A 15,978-nucleotide genomic window follows, 5' to 3' on the forward strand; every position below is an offset into this window, starting at 1 on the left:
AGCACGACCCGGTGATCACATGCGGCATGAATCCGCTCTCTGCCGGTCAGGCGGCCGGCACCGAGGCCAGGCGGCTGCGCTGCGGCTCGCTGCGGTACCGCGAGGGCTTGCCGTCGATTCTGCAGATCCGCCACATCAGCCGGGCAGATCTGCTTTTCATCAGGCCGGTGTCGTAGGCCAGCATCCGGACGTCGGAGAACATGTCGCGCAACCACTTCCGCGATTCCGGTGACCTGAAGAACACTTCCTTCTTTACGGTCCGGGGAACGCCGAATTCCTGCCAGAACGCCTTGGGCGGGATCAGTATCGCGTTGGCCAGCACCCGCATGGTGACCGGGAACCACATCGAAACCCAGAACCGCTGCCACCTGGTCAGTCGTGGTAGGCGCTTGCGCAGGAATTCGTGGGCGAACGAAATGTGGCGAGCCTCCTCGGCAACGTGGATGGCCATCACCCGCTCCATGATCGGGTGCAGCACCTTGCCCTCGCGCAGAATCTGCTTCTGGGTGTGGTCGATGGGCTCCTCGCCGGCGAGGACCCCGATGAAGAACGGCACCGGCAGCGGGCCGGCCACCAGGGGAATCAGCGGGGAAATCCAGCGCAGCCGCCGCGGCATCCCGGGCACGTCGGCGCCGATGCGGTTGACCATCTCCTGGAACATCATGGTGTGATTGCACTCTTCGACCGACTCGTGCACGCAGTACCGATATTCCGGTGACCCGTTGGGCATCCAGAAGGTGTAGTTCATCAATCCGCGAATCAGGATGGACTCGAAGTGCAATCCCACCTTGGCCACGTTGGCTTGGCGCCACATCCCGATCTTGATCTTCGATTCGTCAGGCTGGGCCTGATACCACCGGTGCCGGCCCAGCGGATCCGTGGCGGGCAGAATCCACCGGGGATCGTTGTCGACGACGGCGAACTCCGGTGAATCCCAGTCGATATCGGTGTACGGGTTGAAGTTGCGCCGGACCGACCCGTCGGAAAGCGTGGTGAGCATCTCGACGTATTCGGCGTCGTCGCGAACTTCCATGCCGCGGCGCCAGCGGCGAACCATGCGCGTCCTAGCCATTTGAGCCTCCCCGTCGAGGTACCCACCGGACGTATCAATTAATACGGTACCGCCGGTACTGGGAATTATCCAGACCCGCGCCCGGCAGTACCCGAACCGCCTCACAGCGCGCCGGTGGGCGCTCACTACCCTTGGTGCCCATGGCCGAACAACTTTCTACTCCCCTCGATATTCCCGCCGACCTCAAACCGCGCGACGGCCGCTTCGGCTGTGGCCCGTCCAAGGTGCGGCCCGAGCAGCTCCAGGCCCTCAGCGCCACCGGCAACAAGGGCTGGGCGGACGTGTTCGGCACCTCGCACCGGCAGGCGCCCGTCAAGAACCTGGTGGGCCGGGTACGACAGGGGCTGTCCGAACTCTTTTCGGTGCCCGACGGCTACCAGGTCATCCTCGGCAACGGCGGCGCCACCGCCTTCTGGGATGCCGCCGCCTTCGGCCTGATCGACAAGCGTTCCCTGCACCTGGCCTTCGGGGAGTTCAGCGCCAAGTTCGCCGCCGGCGTGGCCAAGAACCCGTTCGTCGGCGACCCCATCGTCATCAAGTCGGACCCGGGCACCGCGCCCGCACCGCGGAGCGACCCGTCCGTCGACGTCATCGCCTGGGCCCACAACGAGACATCGACCGGCGTCGCGGTGCCGGTGCAACGTCCCGCCGACTCCGGGGACGCACTGGTGGTCATCGACGCCACCTCCGGCGCCGGCGGGCTGCCCGTCGACATCACCGACGTCGACACCTACTACTTCGCGCCGCAGAAGAGCTTCGCCAGCGACGGCGGGCTGTGGCTGGCCGTCATGAGCCCGGCGGCACTCGCACGCGTCGACGCCATCGCCGCATCCGGCCGCTGGGTCCCGGACTTCCTGTCGCTGCCCATCGCGGTGGAGAACAGCGTCAAGAACCAGACCTACAACACCCCGGCGATAGCAACCCTGGCGCTGCTCGCCGAACAACTCGACTGGCTCCTGGGCAACGGCGGGTTGGATTGGGCGGTCAAGCGCACCGCGGACTCCGCGCAACGGCTGTATTCGTGGGCTGAGGATCGGCCCTTCACCAGCCCGTTCGTCACCGATCCCGCGCTGCGATCGCAGGTGGTGGGCACCATCGACTTCGCCGACGGCGTGGACGCCGCCGCAGTCGCCAAGACGCTGCGCGCCAACGGAATCGTCGACACCGAGCCGTACCGCAAACTCGGCCGCAACCAACTGCGCATCGCAATGTTCCCGGCAGTGGATCCCGACGACATCAGCGCCCTGACCGCCTGCATCGACTGGGTGGTCGAGCGGCTCTGAGAATCGCCGGCCGGCCGACGCCGGGCGTGTCAGCGCGGTCATCGCCGGTCGGCACATTAGAGTGCGGACTACCGGGTCCGGCGCCGGCCTGCACGGATCCTGCGAGGAGAAGGCATGCGGGACCTCAAAGTCGTCGAGCTCGACGCGGACGGCAAACACATCCTCTGCGAGGACGCGGACTCGACCGAAAAGTTCACCCTCCCGGTCGACGACCGGCTGCGGGCCGCAATGGACGGCGAGCCGATTCCCCCCGAACAGTCAACGCTCGACATCGACCTGGCGAACCTGCTCAGCCCCAAGGAGATTCAGGCCCGCATCCGCGCCGGAGCCACCGTCGAACAGGTGGCGGCCACCTCGGGCTCAAGCATCGACAGAGTCCAGCGGTTCGCCAACCCGGTGCTCCTGGAACGTTTCCGCGCCGCCGAGCTCGCGGCCGCGGCCCATCCGGTCCTGACCGACGGACCCGCGGTGTCGACGTTGCGGGACATCGTGACGGCCGCGCTGCACGCACGGGGCCTCGGCGCCGACCGGCTGAGCTGGGATGCCTGGCGCGACCCGGACAACCGCTGGACTGTGCAGATGGGGTGGCAGGCGGGCCGGTCGGACAACCTCGCGCATTTCCGCTTCACTCCCGGTTCACACGGCGGCACCGTCACCGCCCTCGACGACGCGGCCAGCGAACTGATCGACCCCGCCTTCAAGCCCCGCCAGCTGGCGCCGGTAGCCCGCCTGACATCCGATCCCACCGCGCAACCGGTGCCTTCGACGGCACCGGCTCCGGCACCCGGCGCTACGGTCGAAGCGGCAGATCCGCACCCGGAGAATCGCCGGGGCAAGCCGGTCGTTCCGGCGTGGGAAGAGGTGCTGCTCGGCGTGCGTTCGAGCGGCCAGCGCTAACCCGCGCCGCCCGCGCTAGCCGGCGCCGCCCGCGATCAGGACCAACAGGGCCACCCACGCGGCGGTCACGCCGACACCGGCCCCCAGCACAAACCACCGCCGGACCAGGGTTCGCCGCCATCCCCACACCGTCGGCGCCAGGCCGCCGACAGCCACAACGTTCAGGCCGACGGCCAACAGTGGATGCACCCGGATCAGGCCGAGGCTCAGTACCACGATCACCGCCCCGACCACCGCGGCAACGAAGCCGGCGACCGCCAAACCCGTTCCCCACGGGACGGACTCGTCGTTCACGCCGGGAGTCTAACTCGACGCCGCCACCCTGCCCCGCTCGTAGAACGCCACCGCGGCCGCGGTGGCGACGTTCAGCGAGTCGGTGCCCCGCGACATCGGTATGCGTACCGCCATGTCGGCGATCCGCAATGCTGCCGCAGTCAGGCCGGGCCCTTCGGCGCCGACGAGTAACGCCACCGGGTCCCCGGCGACGGCGGCCATGGCGTCCGGGAGCGAATGCGCGTCGGCCCGCGGAGTCATGGCCAGCAACCGAAAGCCGAGTTCCCTGATCCGCACCAGGTCGGCCGGCCAATCGGCGGCCCGGGCAAAAGGCACCAGCAGCGCATGACCCATGGACACCCGAACCGCGCGGCGGTAGAGCGGATCGGCGCAGCCACTGCCGAAGATCACCGCGTCCACCCCCAGGGCGGCCGCGTTGCGAAAAATCGAACCCAGGTTCTCGTGGTCGTTGACGCCTTCGAGTACGACGACGGTACGGGTGCCGGCGAGCACTTGGGCGACGGTGGGTTCGGCGACGCGGCTCGCCGCGGCCAGCACGCCACGGTTGAGGTGGAACCCGACGGCCTGCGCCATCACCTGCGCCGACGTCCGGTAGTAGGGCGCGCGGGTGCCCGCCAGGGAGTCTTTGAGCTCGGACAACCGGCGATCGGTGCCCAGCAGTGCGCGCGGAGAGAACCGCGATGCCAGCATCCGTTGGACCACCAGGACGCCCTCGGCGATCACCAGGGCTTTGCCGGTCGGCAAATCCGGGCGGCGGTCGATGCTGTTCAGGTCACGAAAATCATCTAGACGCGGATCATCGGGGTCGCAGACGTCCTGGACGTCGATGTCCGGGCCGGTCACGGGCTTTCATCGACCAGCGTCGACATCAGATCGGCGGCGGCGCGCAGGGTTTCCCGCTGTGCGCCGCTCAGCGTCGCCAGTCGCTCGGTCAGCCATTCCTGGCGCGCCCGCCTAGCCGCCCTGACCAGTTCGGCCCCGGCCGTCGATACCGAGACCAGCACTTGCCGGCCGTCGCCGGGGTGCGGCGCGCGATCGACGAGGCCTTCGTCTACCAGGGACGCGATCACCCGGGTCATCGAGGGCGGCCGGACCCGTTCCCGGACAGCCAGGGAGCCGGGGGTCATCGCGCCCTCGTGTGCCAGCGTCGTCAGCGCCGACAGCTGGGACAACGAAATCGGGGCTGACGGGTTCCGGAATCGGAGCCGACGTGCCAGCCGCATGACGGCCAGCGACAGGTCGGCGGCCAGCCGCGCATCGCTATCGGGCACAGCGTGAGGCTACAACGGAAGCCGGGCGGCCGACCGCGAGCGCCCCGAACCGTCGGCGCGCTATGTTGAACGGCGATGAGTGCAGAGTCCACCGACGCTGCGGGAGCGGCAGCTGCCCCGGCACCTCCGGCGTTGCCGCGGGTACTGCTGGAAGTGTGGCCGGTGGTGGTGGCCGGCGCTGTCGGCTGGGTGGTCGCCGCGGCACTGGCCTTCCTGGTGCCCGGCCTGCAGAGTTGGCGCCCGGTCACGCTCGCCGGCCTGGGTGTCGGATTGCTCGGCACCGGAATCTTCACCTGGCAACTGGCCGCCGCCCGCCGCGGCTCCCGCGGCGCTCAGGCCGGACTTGAAACCTATCTCGACTAGACCCCGGAGGACCCATGGCAAGCCCGCTCCTACAAGCCTCTATCGACATCGACGCTCCCCCCTCGAAAGTCTGGGCGCTGGTGTCCGACTTGCGCCGAATGCCGCAGTGGAGCCCGCAGTGCCGTTGGATGCGCCAGTTCGGCCCGTTGCGGGCCGGCGCGCGCACATTCAACCTCAACCGTCGCAACCGGCTGTTCTGGCCCACCACCAGCACGGTGCTCGAGGTCGTCCCGGAGAAGAAGCTGGCATTCCGGGTCAACACCAATCGAAGTGTCTGGACCTACGAGCTCGAACCCCTCGGCAAGGGCACCCGCCTCACTGAAAGCCGGCACGCGGAGAACGGTGTCTCGGCAGTCTCGGCCTTGACGGTCAAGGCGGTGATGGGCGGAACCGATATTTTCGAACACGAATTGGTCGACGGTATGAACACGTCGCTGGCCCGGATCAAGGCCGCGGCCGAGGACGGGTAGAAGGTACGCGGAGCGGAGCAGGTGCGTTCACTCTGCGCCCAGGGCGCGGCCTACCCGCACTTCTGCGCCACCAGCGCAGAATCAGTGGCCAAGGCTCGCGTCCAACGGTGTAGCCTCGTCGGTCGCGTCTTCGGTCGCGTCTTCGGCGGCCGGCTCGACCTCGGCGGGCGCCGGTGCCGGACCCTGCTCGACGTCGAATAGGCCGTCGTCGTACGGCTCGTACATCGGCGATCCGATAGTCGGCGGGGCCGGCGTGTCGGAGTGGGCGCCGCACCCGTAGCGCTTGTCGACGACGTGTCCGTCCGCGGAAAATTCGTTGCCGCACACCCCGAACATCGCGCCCAGGGATCCCGCGAGCGGCAGAAAGAAGCCGCAGTCCGCGCAGATTCGCTTGGTCGATCTCGACATCGCCGTGTCCGGGCCGTAGTCGCCCTCGTGCCACCGTTCGGCAGCATCCGCGCGTCCCAGGGCGCTCAGCACCCAGCGCTTGCCCAACCCCAGTTCGGCGGCGGTTTCGTCCACCTGCGGATCGCCGCTGGCGATGTAGCCCGGCACCAGTCGCGGGTCGTCGGCGGCGGGCGCCAGCAAGTCTCCGGGACCGAGGTCGCCCGGACGCATCCGCTGCTCCCACGGCAGCCATTCGGGTGCCAGCAGAGCCGTCGGCCCGGGTATCAGCGCGATCTCGCTGACGGTGGCACGGCCGGCGCCGGAACAGGTGGCGACGACGACCGCCCACTGCCACCCTCGATATCCCGGCAGCTGCGCGGCGAACCGATGCGAGGCGGTGTTCCGGTCTTCGACGTCCACACCGAGGTGTTCGCCGACGGCTTCGGCGCTGCTGAACTCCACGGCAGCAACCCTGGCCTGCTCGGCCGCGTCCCTGAGCACCCCCGCGAGCTCATCGGGCCAGTCGGCCAGGACGGCCCGAGCCGCCAGGGCTGCTGGAGCCGTCGGGGCTGCTGAGGAGGACTCTTCGACAGGTCCGGTCACGCTGTCACCTCGGTGTCACCCCGCTCATCGATGGTTGCTTCAGTGTTGCTTCGGTGTTGCTTCGGCGTCGCGCGGATGGATTTCCTACGGTGCCGACACCCAATACTGCACGAAGACACGTCCGACGAGCCACACCGGATGCCTCCACCGGGGCCCGGCATAGGACAGAATCGAACTGTGCCCGGTCCGCGACGTGATCACCCGGGCCGCATGGCTCCGTTTCCGGGCCGGCGGCCGGGCAATGGTGCACGCGGCGCATCCGGTGCGCGCGGATCGCACGGGCCCGTTCGGGACCACCCCGGCAGGGCTGGTCATCAGGCCGGCGATCCCGGCCAGCGTCGATACCGCCGCCCACCGCCGATGCCCAGCTCGAACCGGTATTTGCCGCCGCTGGAGGACGAGGAGCCGGTCGGCGACGACACGCCGACGCCGCCGCGGGGGTTCGCCGGTGGCGAACGCATCACCGTCACCCGCGCCGCCGCGATGCGCAGCCGCGAGATGGGTTCGCGGATGTACTCGATGGTCCAGCGAGCCGCGACCGCCGACGGTGCCGACAAATCCGGGCTCACCGCGCTGACCTGGCCGGTCGTCGCCAAGTCCGCCGTGGACGCCGCCATGGCGGTCGCCCTGGCCAATACGCTCTTCTTCGCCGCTGCCAGCGGCGAAAGCAAGTCCAAGGTCGCGCTGTACCTGCTGATCACCATCGCACCGTTCGCCGTGATCGCCCCGCTGATCGGTCCGGCGCTGGACAAGCTGCAGCACGGCCGGCGAGTCGCTTTGGCGTTCTCATTCGCCCTGCGCACCGTGCTGGCACTGGTGCTGATCATGAATTACGACGGCGCCCACGGCAGCTTTCCCTCGTGGGTGCTGTATCCCTGCGCGCTGGCGATGATGGTGTTCTCGAAATCGTTCAGCGTGTTGCGCAGCGCGGTCACCCCCCGGGTGATGCCGCCGACCATCGATCTGGTGCGGGTCAATTCCCGGCTGACGATGTTCGGCCTGCTCGGCGGCACCATCGGGTTCGGCGCACTCGCCGCCGGTGTCGAGTTCGCGGGTACTCACCTGTTCGAACTCCCGGGGGCGCTGTTCGTCGTCGTCGGGGTCACCGTCGCGGGAGCCCTGCTGGCGATGCGGATTCCGAGCTGGGTCGAGGTGACCGCCGGCGAGGTCCCGGCCACCCTGAGCTACCACCGGGACAGCGATTCAATGCGGCACCGGGTCCCCGACGAACCCCGAAGGCCCGCGGGAAAGCTCCGTCAGCCGTTGGGCCGCAACATCATTACGTCGCTCTGGGGTAACTGCACCATCAAGGTGATGGTGGGCTTCCTGTTCCTCTACCCGGCGTTCGTCGCCAAGGCCCACGACGCCGGCAGCTGGGTGCAGCTGGCCATGCTGGGGACCATCGGCGCGGCCGCGGCGGTCGGCAACTTCGCCGGCAACTTCGCCAGCGCGCGGCTGAAACTGGGCCGGCCGGCCGTGCTGGTGGTGCGCTGCACCCTGCTGGTCACCGCGTTCGCACTCGCCGCCGCAGTGGCCGGCAACCTAATCGCGACCGCCGTCGCAACCCTGATCACCTCCGGGGCTAGCGCCATCGCGAAGGCTTCCCTGGACGCGTCGTTGCAACACGATTTGCCCGAGGAGTCGAGGGCGTCGGGGTTCGGTCGATCCGAATCGACCCTGCAGTTGGCCTGGGTGCTGGGCGGGGCGGTCGGCGTGCTGGTCTACACCGAACTCTGGGCGGGCTTCACCGTGGTCAGTTCGATTTTGATTCTGGGTCTGGCCCAGACCCTCGTCAGTTTCCGGGGCCATTCGTTGATCCCGGGCCTCGGCGGCAACCGTCCCGTCATGGTCGCCAGGGAGGGCACCCGCCGCGGCCCGGCGGTGGTTCGCCGATGACGCGGCGCAAAGCGGTGCTGCTCGCGGTGGTCACCGCGCTGGTGGCAGTCGCTGCGGGCACCGGGGTTTGGTCAGCGGTATACCGGCCCGGGCCGCACTTCCCGGAGATCAGCGTCTATTCCAACGGGCACTCGACGCGCGTCGGGCCGTACCTGTACTGCAATGTGCTCAACCTCGATGACTGCCACTCTCCGATGACCCAGGGCGAATTGCGGGCCAGCAAGCGCCATCCGGTGCAATTGTCGGTGCCCGAGTCCATCGCCGGCGCACCGTGGCGCCTGCTGCGGATCTACCAGGACCCGACGGCCACCGCCGACACGCTGTTCGGGCCCAACTCCAGGCGTGCCGTCACCATCCCCACCGTGGATCCGCACCGCGGCCAACTGACCGGGATCGTCGTGCAACTGCTGACCCTGGTAGTCGACAACGGCGGCCTGCGCGAGGTGCCGCACGCCGAATGGTCGGTCGCCCTGAGCTACTGAGCCGCTACCGGCGATCCGGTTTCGTACGGCATCGTCGGCTAAACCCCGCTCCCAGCCGGCACCCGCTCCCCCTCGACGGGCGGACCCGGCGGCGTTCCCGCACCGAACGGACTGCCCCCCAACGCCTCTCGGTCATGCGGAGTCAGCCAGCACGCCGGCTCCGGACCCTTTGGCACGATGGCGGTCGGATTGATGTCGGTGTGCACCATGTAGTAGTGCCGCTTGATCTGGACGAAGTCCACGGTGTCACCAAAACCCGGCGTCTGGAACAGGTCTCGGGCATAGGCCCAGAGCACCGGCATCTCCGACAGCTTCGTTCGATTGCACTTGAAGTGCCCGTGGTACACCGGATCGAAACGGACCAGCGTGGTGAACAGCCGGACATCGGCCTCGGTGATGGTGTCGCCGACCAGATAGCGCTGATCCGCCAACCGATCGCTCACCCAGGCCAGGGCGGCGAACAGCCGGTCGTATGCCGTGTCGTAGGCCTGCTGCGATCCCGCGAAGCCGCACCGGTACACACCGTTGTTGATCTCGGTGTAGACCCGCTTACTCACCTCGTCGATCTCGTCCCGACGGCCTTCGGGATACAGCTGAGGCGCACCCTCGCGGTGATACGCGGCCCACTCGGTGGAGAAGTCAAGAGTCATCTGCGCGAAGTCGTTGGTGACCACGGCCCCGGTAGCCACGTCGACGATCGCCGGGACGGTGATGCCCTTGGGGTAGTCGGAGTCCCGCTTGAAGTAGGCGTCCTGCAGGCGCGGGATCCGCAGCACCGGGTCGAGACCGCCCGGGTCCAGATCGAACGTCCAGCTCCGCCGATCATGGGTCGGGCCGCAAAAACCAATGGAGAGAACCGGTTCCAACCCCAGTAGGCGCCGGACGATGATCGCCCGATTCGCCCACGGGCAAGCCCGAGCAACCACCAGCCGGTAGCGCCCCGGCGCTACCCCGAAGCCGTCACGCCCGTCAGCGGTGATGCGGGTGGTGATGTAGTTGGTGTCGCGATTGAATTCGCCCTTGCCCACGTAGTCGGCCCTACCCACCATCCTGCCCTCGCCGCCTACCCGCTGTCCCAGGCCTGGCCCGCCGGAGCAGTTGATTTCATTCTGCGCTCACGGCGTAGCCCACTCGCACTTTTACGCCCAGGGCGCAGAGTCAACGGCCAAGGCGCACACCCCTACGCCTCGAATTCGCGCGCCACGGCCTTGACCACCTCGGAGATCTGGCGGGCGGTCTTGCGGTCCGGGTAGCGCCCCTTGCGCAGCTCCGGTTGGACCGTGCTTTCCAGCAGGGTGATCATGTCCTCGACCATCCCGTGCAGTTCGTCGGGGCTGTGTTTGTGTTCGGCCGGTGCTTCCCGGCGCGACGCCTCGCGCCTGGTCCTCGACAGACTCGGCGGCGGGTCGATCAAGGTCAGGCTCAGCGCCTGCGGTCCGCGTCGACCCGAGGCCACGCCGAACTCGACACGCTGGCCGGCTTTGAGGCCCTCGACTCCATCGGGCAACGCCGATGAGCGGACGTAAACGTCCTCGCCGTCCTCCTGCGACAGGAAGCCGAACCCCTTCTCGGGGTCGTACCACTTCACTTTGCCGGTTGGCACTACTCTCACCTGCTTGTCTGACGAATGGGGTAGAGCACAGAGACGCGCCCCGCCTGCACAGGACGCGATGACGATCACAGATCCTACTCGGCCGTACGCGGATCGGCTTACCCATTGGCCGGTAGGCTGGCAACGATATGCGTCGCGCCCTGAACGTTATTCGGCTGGCACTCAGTCGCCTGTGGCCGGCCCCGGGTTACCTGCGGGCCGCGCTGGGTTCGGAGATCGGCCCGGCCGACCCGCAAGATTGGCGGACCCCATGACGCTGACCGCCTTGGGCATACCGGCCATGCCGGGACCCACCCGAGTGCGTCCTGGCGCCACGGCCCCGGCAGACGGCCCCTTGATCGACACCTACGGCCGGGTCGCCACCGACCTGCGGGTCTCGCTGACCGACCGCTGCAACCTGCGATGCAGCTACTGCATGCCCGAAGAGGGGTTGAACTGGTTGCCCGGCAGGGAATTGCTGCGATCCGGCGAACTGGCCAGGCTCATCCAGATCGCGGTGATCCGGCTGGGCGTCACCAATGTGCGGTTCACCGGCGGGGAACCGCTGCTCGCCCGCCATCTCGAAGAGGCGATTGCCACCGCGGCCGCTCTCACACCGCGCCCGGAGATCTCGCTGACCACCAATGGCGTCGGGCTCGCCCAACGGGCTACCGCTCTGGCCGCGGCCGGCCTGGACCGGGTGAACGTGTCGCTGGACAGCATCGACCCCGCGCACTTCGCCGCCATCACCCGCCGCGACCGCCTCGGAGACGTCCTGGACGGCCTGGCCGCGGCGAAGCAGGCCGGTCTGACACCGGTGAAGGTCAACGCCGTCCTCGACCCCACCACCGGCCGCGAGGATCTAGTCGAGCTGCTGCGCTTCTGCCTGCACCACGGCTACCAGTTGCGGATCATCGAGCAGATGCCGCTCGACGCGGGGCACCGGTGGAGTCGCGACGCCTCGGTGAGTGCCGACGACGTGCTGGCGACGCTGCGACCGCACTTCCGCCTACAACCCGATCCGGCACCTCGCGGCTCGGCGCCGGCCGAACTGTGGCTCGTCGACTCGGGGCCCGGTACACCGGCCGGAAAGGTCGGGATCATCGCCTCGGTTTCGCATGCCTTCTGCTCCACGTGCGACCGCACGCGGCTTACCGCCGACGGCCAGATTCGCAGCTGCCTGTTCTCCACCGAGGAGACCGATCTTCGCGGGCTGTTACGAGGCGGCGCCGACGACGACGCGATTGAGGCCGCCTGGCGTGCGGCGATGTGGGCCAAGCCAGCCGGCCACGGCATCAACGACCCGAGTTTCATCCAGCCCGACCGCCCGATGAGCGCCATCGGTGGCTGACGAATCCGCCCCCGTCGAGGTGACGGTCCGCTACTTCGCAGCCGCACAAACGGCCGCCGGGCTGGAGTCGGAAATCGTGCCGGTAACAGCCGGGAACACGGTGGCAGATTTGACAGCGATCCTGGCCAAACGCAGCACGAAAATGGCGACGGTCCTGGACCGCTGCTGCTACCTGCGCAATGGATTTGCCGTTCAAGACGACACCGCAGTGTTATCCGCCGGCGATACTGTTGACGTACTTCCACCGTTCGCCGGTGGCTAACAAACGTGATATGCGTCACATAACGGATCGATAACAACCAGGACACAACCGCATCTCAGGTGCTATGACCAGCGGAAACGCTGGCTCTTTCTGGTGCTTTTCCCGTCGTCGGTGACCAAAGCGCGAGTTTTTTCCATGCGTGACGGGACCGCTGGAAACCGCTACCTTCTTCACAGGCCCGTCAGCCACACCCGAACGACGAGCCCTCCCCTCACTCAGATCGCGCCTAGCTCCATCCAGTGAGTCGGGGGATTCCGACCCGCGGATGGAGGCGGGGGACCCACCAGGTCCACCGAGTTCGGCCCCGGGGCCTTACCGGCCCCTGGGGTGAAGCCATGCCGCGCAATGGAGTGCGTCGTGGCCGGGTGACCTCTCTTACCCGAACCCGACAGCTGACCCCGCAGGCGTAGACACGAGAGGAAATTCCACCAGCATGAGCGGACGGCATCGCAAACCCACCAGCTCCGGCGTCAGCGTCGCCAAGATCGCCCTCACCGGCACAGTGCTCAGCGGTGGCGCAGTCGCCATGGCCGCGCAGGCCTCCGCGGCAACCGACGCCGAATGGGACGCAGTAGCCCGCTGCGAGTCCGGCGGCAACTGGGCCATCAACACCGGCAACGGCTACTACGGCGGCGTGCAGTTCGCGGCCGGCACCTGGGCGTCGCACGGTGGCGGGGAGTTCGCCCCGTCGGCACAGCTGGCCACCAAGGAACAACAAATCGCGGTGGCGGAGCGGGTGCTGGCCACCCAGGGCCGCGGCGCATGGCCGGTGTGCGGCACCGGGCTGTCCGGCCCGACCCCCCGCAACGTGCTCCCCGAACCGGCCGACTTCGAGCCCGGTGACGAGCCGATCGACGCCCCGGCCGACATGCCGCCGGCCGACCTCCCGGCTCCCGAGGTAGAGCCGGCCGGCTTTGAGATGGCCCCCGAGGACCTGCCGCCCGCGCCCGAAGACCTGGCACCAGCGCCCGAGGACCTGCCCCCGGCGCCCGAAGACCTGGCACCAGCGCCCGAGGACCTGCCGCCCGCGCCCGAAGACCTGGCACCGGCGCCCGAGGACCTGCCCCCGGCGCCCGCGGTAGAGCCGGCGGGCTTCGACATGGCGCCCGAAGACCTGGCACCAGCGCCCGAGGACCTGCCCCCGGCGCCCGAAGACCTGGCACCAGCGCCCGAGGACCTTCCTCCGGCGCCTGAGGATGTTGCGCCCCTGCCCGAGCTAGAGGCGGTTGGCTACGACAACTCGCCCGCCCCCGAAGAACTCATCGTCACCTCCGAGGACCTACCCGGCCCGGTGGACCTGGTTCCGGTGCCCGAGGACCTGCCCGCGAACATCGCCGAGGGTGTTCAGCCGGGTGATGTGCCGGAGTCCGATGACGTCGCCGGCCGGCCGGTGGAAATCACCGATACCTCGACCGTGGGCTACCACGAGGAGCTCTGGCAGGCGATCGTCGGACAGGAAATCACTGGCAACGACGCGCTCGATGCGTTCGCCGCCGGCCCCGAGGCCTGAGACTTCGGAACCCGAACCCCCGATAAACCGACCGGTCATCGACTTCCCGGGTACCGATGACCGCTGGGTCTGTTTGAGCATTGCCGCTGGGTCTGTTCGAGCGTCGCCGCGTTGGAGCCCCGCGCCGGTTATTTCATCTAGCCTCGGCGCGAGCTCGCCGCTTCGCACACTACCGAACATCCGTTCGAGTCGAATATTCTGGATCCGCCGCAATTGCGGGCGGCCGATGATGCCGCACTGGTGGCGGCGATAGCGGGGTCCGCGCGGGTGGAGGCCGCGGTTGCTGCTACGGCACACCGATCCCCTCTGCACCCTCAACGACCCAGAGCCGGTTCTGCTGGCACCCGGGAGCATGAAGTCCGTGAAGTCACCGCGGCCCCCGCCGGCCGTGAAACCAGGGCGTTGACTGTGAATCGTCGGCATTGACTGTGACGCTACGGCTTTCACTGTGAAGCCAGGGCGGAAAATTTGCGAAAATCCCGCCGTAGACTCACTCTCAACGCCATGTGTTCACAGTCAACGCCATGTGTTCACAGTGAAAGCCATGTGCTCACAGTCAACGCCCAGGTTTCACTCTCGATGCCGCCAGCTCGCTTCCGACGCCCAGTTCGCCCTCGCAGTCGCCGGCCGCCGGTATGGTCGCCGGGGCGAACGCGTCCGACGACCCCGCGCACGACCACCGCACCCCCGCACCCCCGCACCCCCGCCGCCGACGCACCCGCACCGCCGACAAAGCCCACCGCATCGCAACCGAACGCGCCCTCAACGACGCCCACGCCCCCACACGCAACGAACCCCCACCATTTTGACCAGACGACCCCGGCCGGATCCCCGGTCGGGGTCAGGCCGAACCCACCCATTCGTCGGAGCCGTCGTCGAAGAACTGGTGCTTCCATACCGGTAGCCGTTCCTTGATGGTGGCCACCAGCTCCGCGCAGGTCGTGAAAGCGGCGTGCCGATGGTCGGCGGCCACCGCGACGGTCAGAGCGGCATCCCCCACATTCAGGACGCCGACGCGGTGGCTGGCCGCGACCGCCCGCACGCCACCTGCCGCCGCGACAACCTCGGCGACCGCCTCGGCCAGGACATCGGACGCCGACGGGTGCGCGGAGTAGTCGAGTCGCACGACCTTCCGGCCACCGTCGTGGTCACGGACCGCACCGACGAACCCGACGATGGCGCCGGCGGATCGATGGCTCACCAATTCTTCGTGCTCAGCGAGCAGGATCGGCTGGTCGGTCACCGCCGCGCGCAGGACGTCCGTCATCGCGGATGGTCTCCCCCGGCGAGTTGCGACAGCGCGTGGTCGAGCACGTCGTCCAACACCCCGAGCCCGTCTCGCACCCCACCGGGCGACCCCGGCAGATTGACGATCAGCGTCCGGCCGGCCACCCCGCACACTCCGCGCGACAACACCGACGTCGGTACTTTCGGCAGACCGGAGCGGCGGATCGCATCGGCCAGCCCGGGGATCGCATAGTCCAGTACGGCCATCGTGTGTTCTGGCGTGCTGTCGGTGGGCGAGATACCGGTGCCACCGGAGGTGATGATCAGGTCGACACCTTCTTCGAGAGCGTCGTCAAGCGCGTCGGCAAACGGGCGGCCATCGGCGATCACACGTGGCGCATCACAGGAAAACCCCCGCTGCACAAGCCATTCAGCAACGATGGGTCCGCACTTGTCATCGTAGGTACCGGCAGCGGCACGGGTGGAGGCAATGATGACTCGCCCGGACCGGCTCATGGCCGCACCCAGCTTCCGCTACGGCCACCCTCTTTGCGGAGCACCCGAACATCGTCGATGCGCGCCGCCGGGTCCACCGCCTTGATCATGTCGTACAGGGTCAGCGCCGCCGCACTGACCGCGGTCAATGCCTCCATCTCCACCCCGGTGCGGTCTGTGCTGCGCACGGTCGCGGTGACCTCGATATCCGACTCGGCAACGGTGAATTCAACTCCGACTCCGGTGAGGGCAAGCTGATGGCACAGCGGAATGAGGTCGCTGGTGCGTTTGGCCGCCAGGATTCCCGCTACTCGAGCGGTGGCCAGCGCATCGCCCTTGGGCAGCCCCCCACTGGAAATCAACGCGACCACGTGCGCGGTGGTCCGCAACGTGCCCGCGGCAACGGCAATCCGCCGCGTCGTCCCCTTCTCGGTGACGTCAACCATGTGCGCGGCGCCCCGCTCATCCACATGAGACAGCGTGGGCGGGCGGACCTCAGGGGACCCAACCGGCCCAGTCATACC

At 68.2% G+C, this 15,978-nt stretch carries 19 protein-coding genes and 1 riboswitch; of the genes, 9 read left to right on the forward strand and 10 right to left on the reverse strand.

All coding sequences use genetic code 11. The annotated features are described in order from the left end of the window. Positions 1-46: 46 nt before the first annotated feature. Complete coding sequence (locus tag ACK5M9_RS14345; protein WP_416893823.1) at positions 47-1,072, reverse strand: AurF N-oxygenase family protein; 1,026 nt, start codon at positions 1,070-1,072, stop codon at positions 47-49. A gap of 140 nt (positions 1,073-1,212) precedes the next feature. On the opposite strand from ACK5M9_RS14345, the gene serC reads away from it, so the two are divergent. Further along, positions 1,213-2,355 carry a phosphoserine transaminase gene (gene serC, locus ACK5M9_RS14350; protein ID WP_416893824.1) on the forward strand — a complete coding sequence of 381 codons (1,143 nt, stop codon included), beginning with the start codon at positions 1,213-1,215 and terminating at the stop codon, positions 2,353-2,355. 114 nt (positions 2,356-2,469) lie between these two features. Further along, on the forward strand, positions 2,470-3,252 hold the full coding sequence (gene sepH, locus ACK5M9_RS14355; protein WP_416893825.1) for a septation protein SepH: 783 nt from the start codon (positions 2,470-2,472) through the stop codon (positions 3,250-3,252). 15 nt (positions 3,253-3,267) lie between these two features. Here sepH and ACK5M9_RS14360 read toward each other — a convergent pair whose 3' ends face one another. From ACK5M9_RS14360 to ACK5M9_RS14370, 3 genes are read right to left on the reverse strand one after another with little or no spacing between them, the layout of a single operon-like run. Next, positions 3,268-3,546, reverse strand: a complete 279-nt coding sequence (locus tag ACK5M9_RS14360) for a DUF2537 domain-containing protein (RefSeq protein WP_416893826.1) — start codon at positions 3,544-3,546, stop codon at positions 3,268-3,270. 9 nt (positions 3,547-3,555) lie between these two features. Next, positions 3,556-4,389, reverse strand: coding sequence for a TrmH family RNA methyltransferase (locus tag ACK5M9_RS14365; RefSeq protein WP_416893827.1), 834 nt, complete (start codon positions 4,387-4,389; stop codon positions 3,556-3,558). Beyond that, entirely contained in the window at positions 4,386-4,817 is a 432-nt protein-coding gene (locus tag ACK5M9_RS14370; protein ID WP_416893828.1) for a MarR family transcriptional regulator, read from the reverse strand. The genes ACK5M9_RS14365 and ACK5M9_RS14370 overlap by 4 nt, the downstream gene beginning before the upstream one ends. 75 nt (positions 4,818-4,892) lie before the next feature. On the opposite strand from ACK5M9_RS14370, the gene ACK5M9_RS14375 reads away from it, so the two are divergent. Together ACK5M9_RS14375 and ACK5M9_RS14380 are read left to right on the forward strand one after the other, a co-directional pair. After that, positions 4,893-5,180 carry a DUF2530 domain-containing protein gene (locus ACK5M9_RS14375; RefSeq protein WP_416893829.1) on the forward strand — a complete coding sequence of 96 codons (288 nt, stop codon included), beginning with the start codon at positions 4,893-4,895 and terminating at the stop codon, positions 5,178-5,180. A gap of 14 nt (positions 5,181-5,194) precedes the next feature. Continuing rightward, positions 5,195-5,650: an SRPBCC family protein gene (locus ACK5M9_RS14380; RefSeq protein ID WP_416893830.1), complete on the forward strand. Its 456-nt coding sequence runs from the start codon at positions 5,195-5,197 to the stop codon at positions 5,648-5,650. 81 nt (positions 5,651-5,731) lie between these two features. On the opposite strand, the gene ACK5M9_RS14385 is transcribed toward ACK5M9_RS14380, so the two are convergent. Beyond that, a complete protein-coding gene (locus tag ACK5M9_RS14385; RefSeq protein WP_416893881.1) occupies positions 5,732-6,586 on the reverse strand; it encodes a DUF3027 domain-containing protein in 855 nt (284 codons plus the stop codon). A gap of 264 nt (positions 6,587-6,850) precedes the next feature. Between ACK5M9_RS14385 and ACK5M9_RS14390 the strand changes: the two genes are divergently transcribed. Then, complete coding sequence (locus tag ACK5M9_RS14390) at positions 6,851-8,536, forward strand: MFS transporter (protein ID WP_416893831.1); 1,686 nt, start codon at positions 6,851-6,853, stop codon at positions 8,534-8,536. Beyond that, positions 8,533-9,018: a DUF2771 domain-containing protein gene (locus tag ACK5M9_RS14395; protein WP_416893832.1), complete on the forward strand. Its 486-nt coding sequence runs from the start codon at positions 8,533-8,535 to the stop codon at positions 9,016-9,018. The genes ACK5M9_RS14390 and ACK5M9_RS14395 overlap by 4 nt, the downstream gene beginning before the upstream one ends. Before the next feature lie 38 nt (positions 9,019-9,056). Here the strand turns inward: ACK5M9_RS14395 and ACK5M9_RS14400 are convergent, their stop codons facing one another. Together ACK5M9_RS14400 and ACK5M9_RS14405 are read right to left on the reverse strand one after the other, a co-directional pair. Next, entirely contained in the window at positions 9,057-10,067 is a 1,011-nt protein-coding gene (locus ACK5M9_RS14400; RefSeq protein WP_416893833.1) for a glutathione S-transferase family protein, read from the reverse strand. A gap of 131 nt (positions 10,068-10,198) precedes the next feature. Beyond that, complete coding sequence (locus ACK5M9_RS14405) at positions 10,199-10,621, reverse strand: cold-shock protein (protein WP_416893834.1); 423 nt, start codon at positions 10,619-10,621, stop codon at positions 10,199-10,201. 259 nt (positions 10,622-10,880) lie between these two features. On the opposite strand from ACK5M9_RS14405, the gene moaA reads away from it, so the two are divergent. The 3 genes from moaA (at position 10,881) to ACK5M9_RS14420 (ending at position 13,732) form a co-directional block, all read left to right on the forward strand. Then, complete coding sequence (gene moaA, locus ACK5M9_RS14410; protein WP_416893835.1) at positions 10,881-11,960, forward strand: GTP 3',8-cyclase MoaA; 1,080 nt, start codon at positions 10,881-10,883, stop codon at positions 11,958-11,960. Further along, positions 11,953-12,222, forward strand: a complete 270-nt coding sequence (locus tag ACK5M9_RS14415; protein WP_416893836.1) for a MoaD/ThiS family protein — start codon at positions 11,953-11,955, stop codon at positions 12,220-12,222. The genes moaA and ACK5M9_RS14415 overlap by 8 nt, the downstream gene beginning before the upstream one ends. Before the next feature lie 213 nt (positions 12,223-12,435). Beyond that, a riboswitch (cyclic di-AMP (ydaO/yuaA leader) is annotated at positions 12,436-12,646 on the forward strand. A 9-nt stretch (positions 12,647-12,655) separates the two neighbouring features. Further along, positions 12,656-13,732 carry a transglycosylase family protein gene (locus ACK5M9_RS14420; protein WP_416893837.1) on the forward strand — a complete coding sequence of 359 codons (1,077 nt, stop codon included), beginning with the start codon at positions 12,656-12,658 and terminating at the stop codon, positions 13,730-13,732. An 841-nt stretch (positions 13,733-14,573) separates the two neighbouring features. Here ACK5M9_RS14420 and ACK5M9_RS14425 read toward each other — a convergent pair. Genes ACK5M9_RS14425 through moaC form a run of 3 tightly spaced genes read right to left on the reverse strand, consistent with a single transcriptional unit; the run spans position 14,574 to position 15,975 of the window. Further along, positions 14,574-14,999 (reverse strand): molybdenum cofactor biosynthesis protein MoaE, encoded by a 426-nt coding sequence (locus tag ACK5M9_RS14425; RefSeq protein WP_416893838.1) that lies wholly within the window; start codon positions 14,997-14,999, stop codon positions 14,574-14,576. Then, a complete protein-coding gene (locus ACK5M9_RS14430) occupies positions 14,996-15,475 on the reverse strand; it encodes a MogA/MoaB family molybdenum cofactor biosynthesis protein (protein ID WP_416893839.1) in 480 nt (159 codons plus the stop codon). The genes ACK5M9_RS14425 and ACK5M9_RS14430 overlap by 4 nt, the downstream gene beginning before the upstream one ends. Continuing rightward, the gene (moaC, locus tag ACK5M9_RS14435) at positions 15,472-15,975 is read right to left on the reverse strand and encodes a cyclic pyranopterin monophosphate synthase MoaC (RefSeq protein ID WP_416893840.1); all 504 of its coding nucleotides are present in this window, start codon (positions 15,973-15,975) and stop codon (positions 15,472-15,474) included. The genes ACK5M9_RS14430 and moaC overlap by 4 nt, the downstream gene beginning before the upstream one ends. Positions 15,976-15,978: the final 3 nt, after the last annotated feature.

Origin of the sequence: Mycobacterium sp. (genome assembly GCF_047975165.1) — a bacterium.
Lineage (GTDB): Bacteria > Actinomycetota > Actinomycetes > Mycobacteriales > Mycobacteriaceae > Mycobacterium.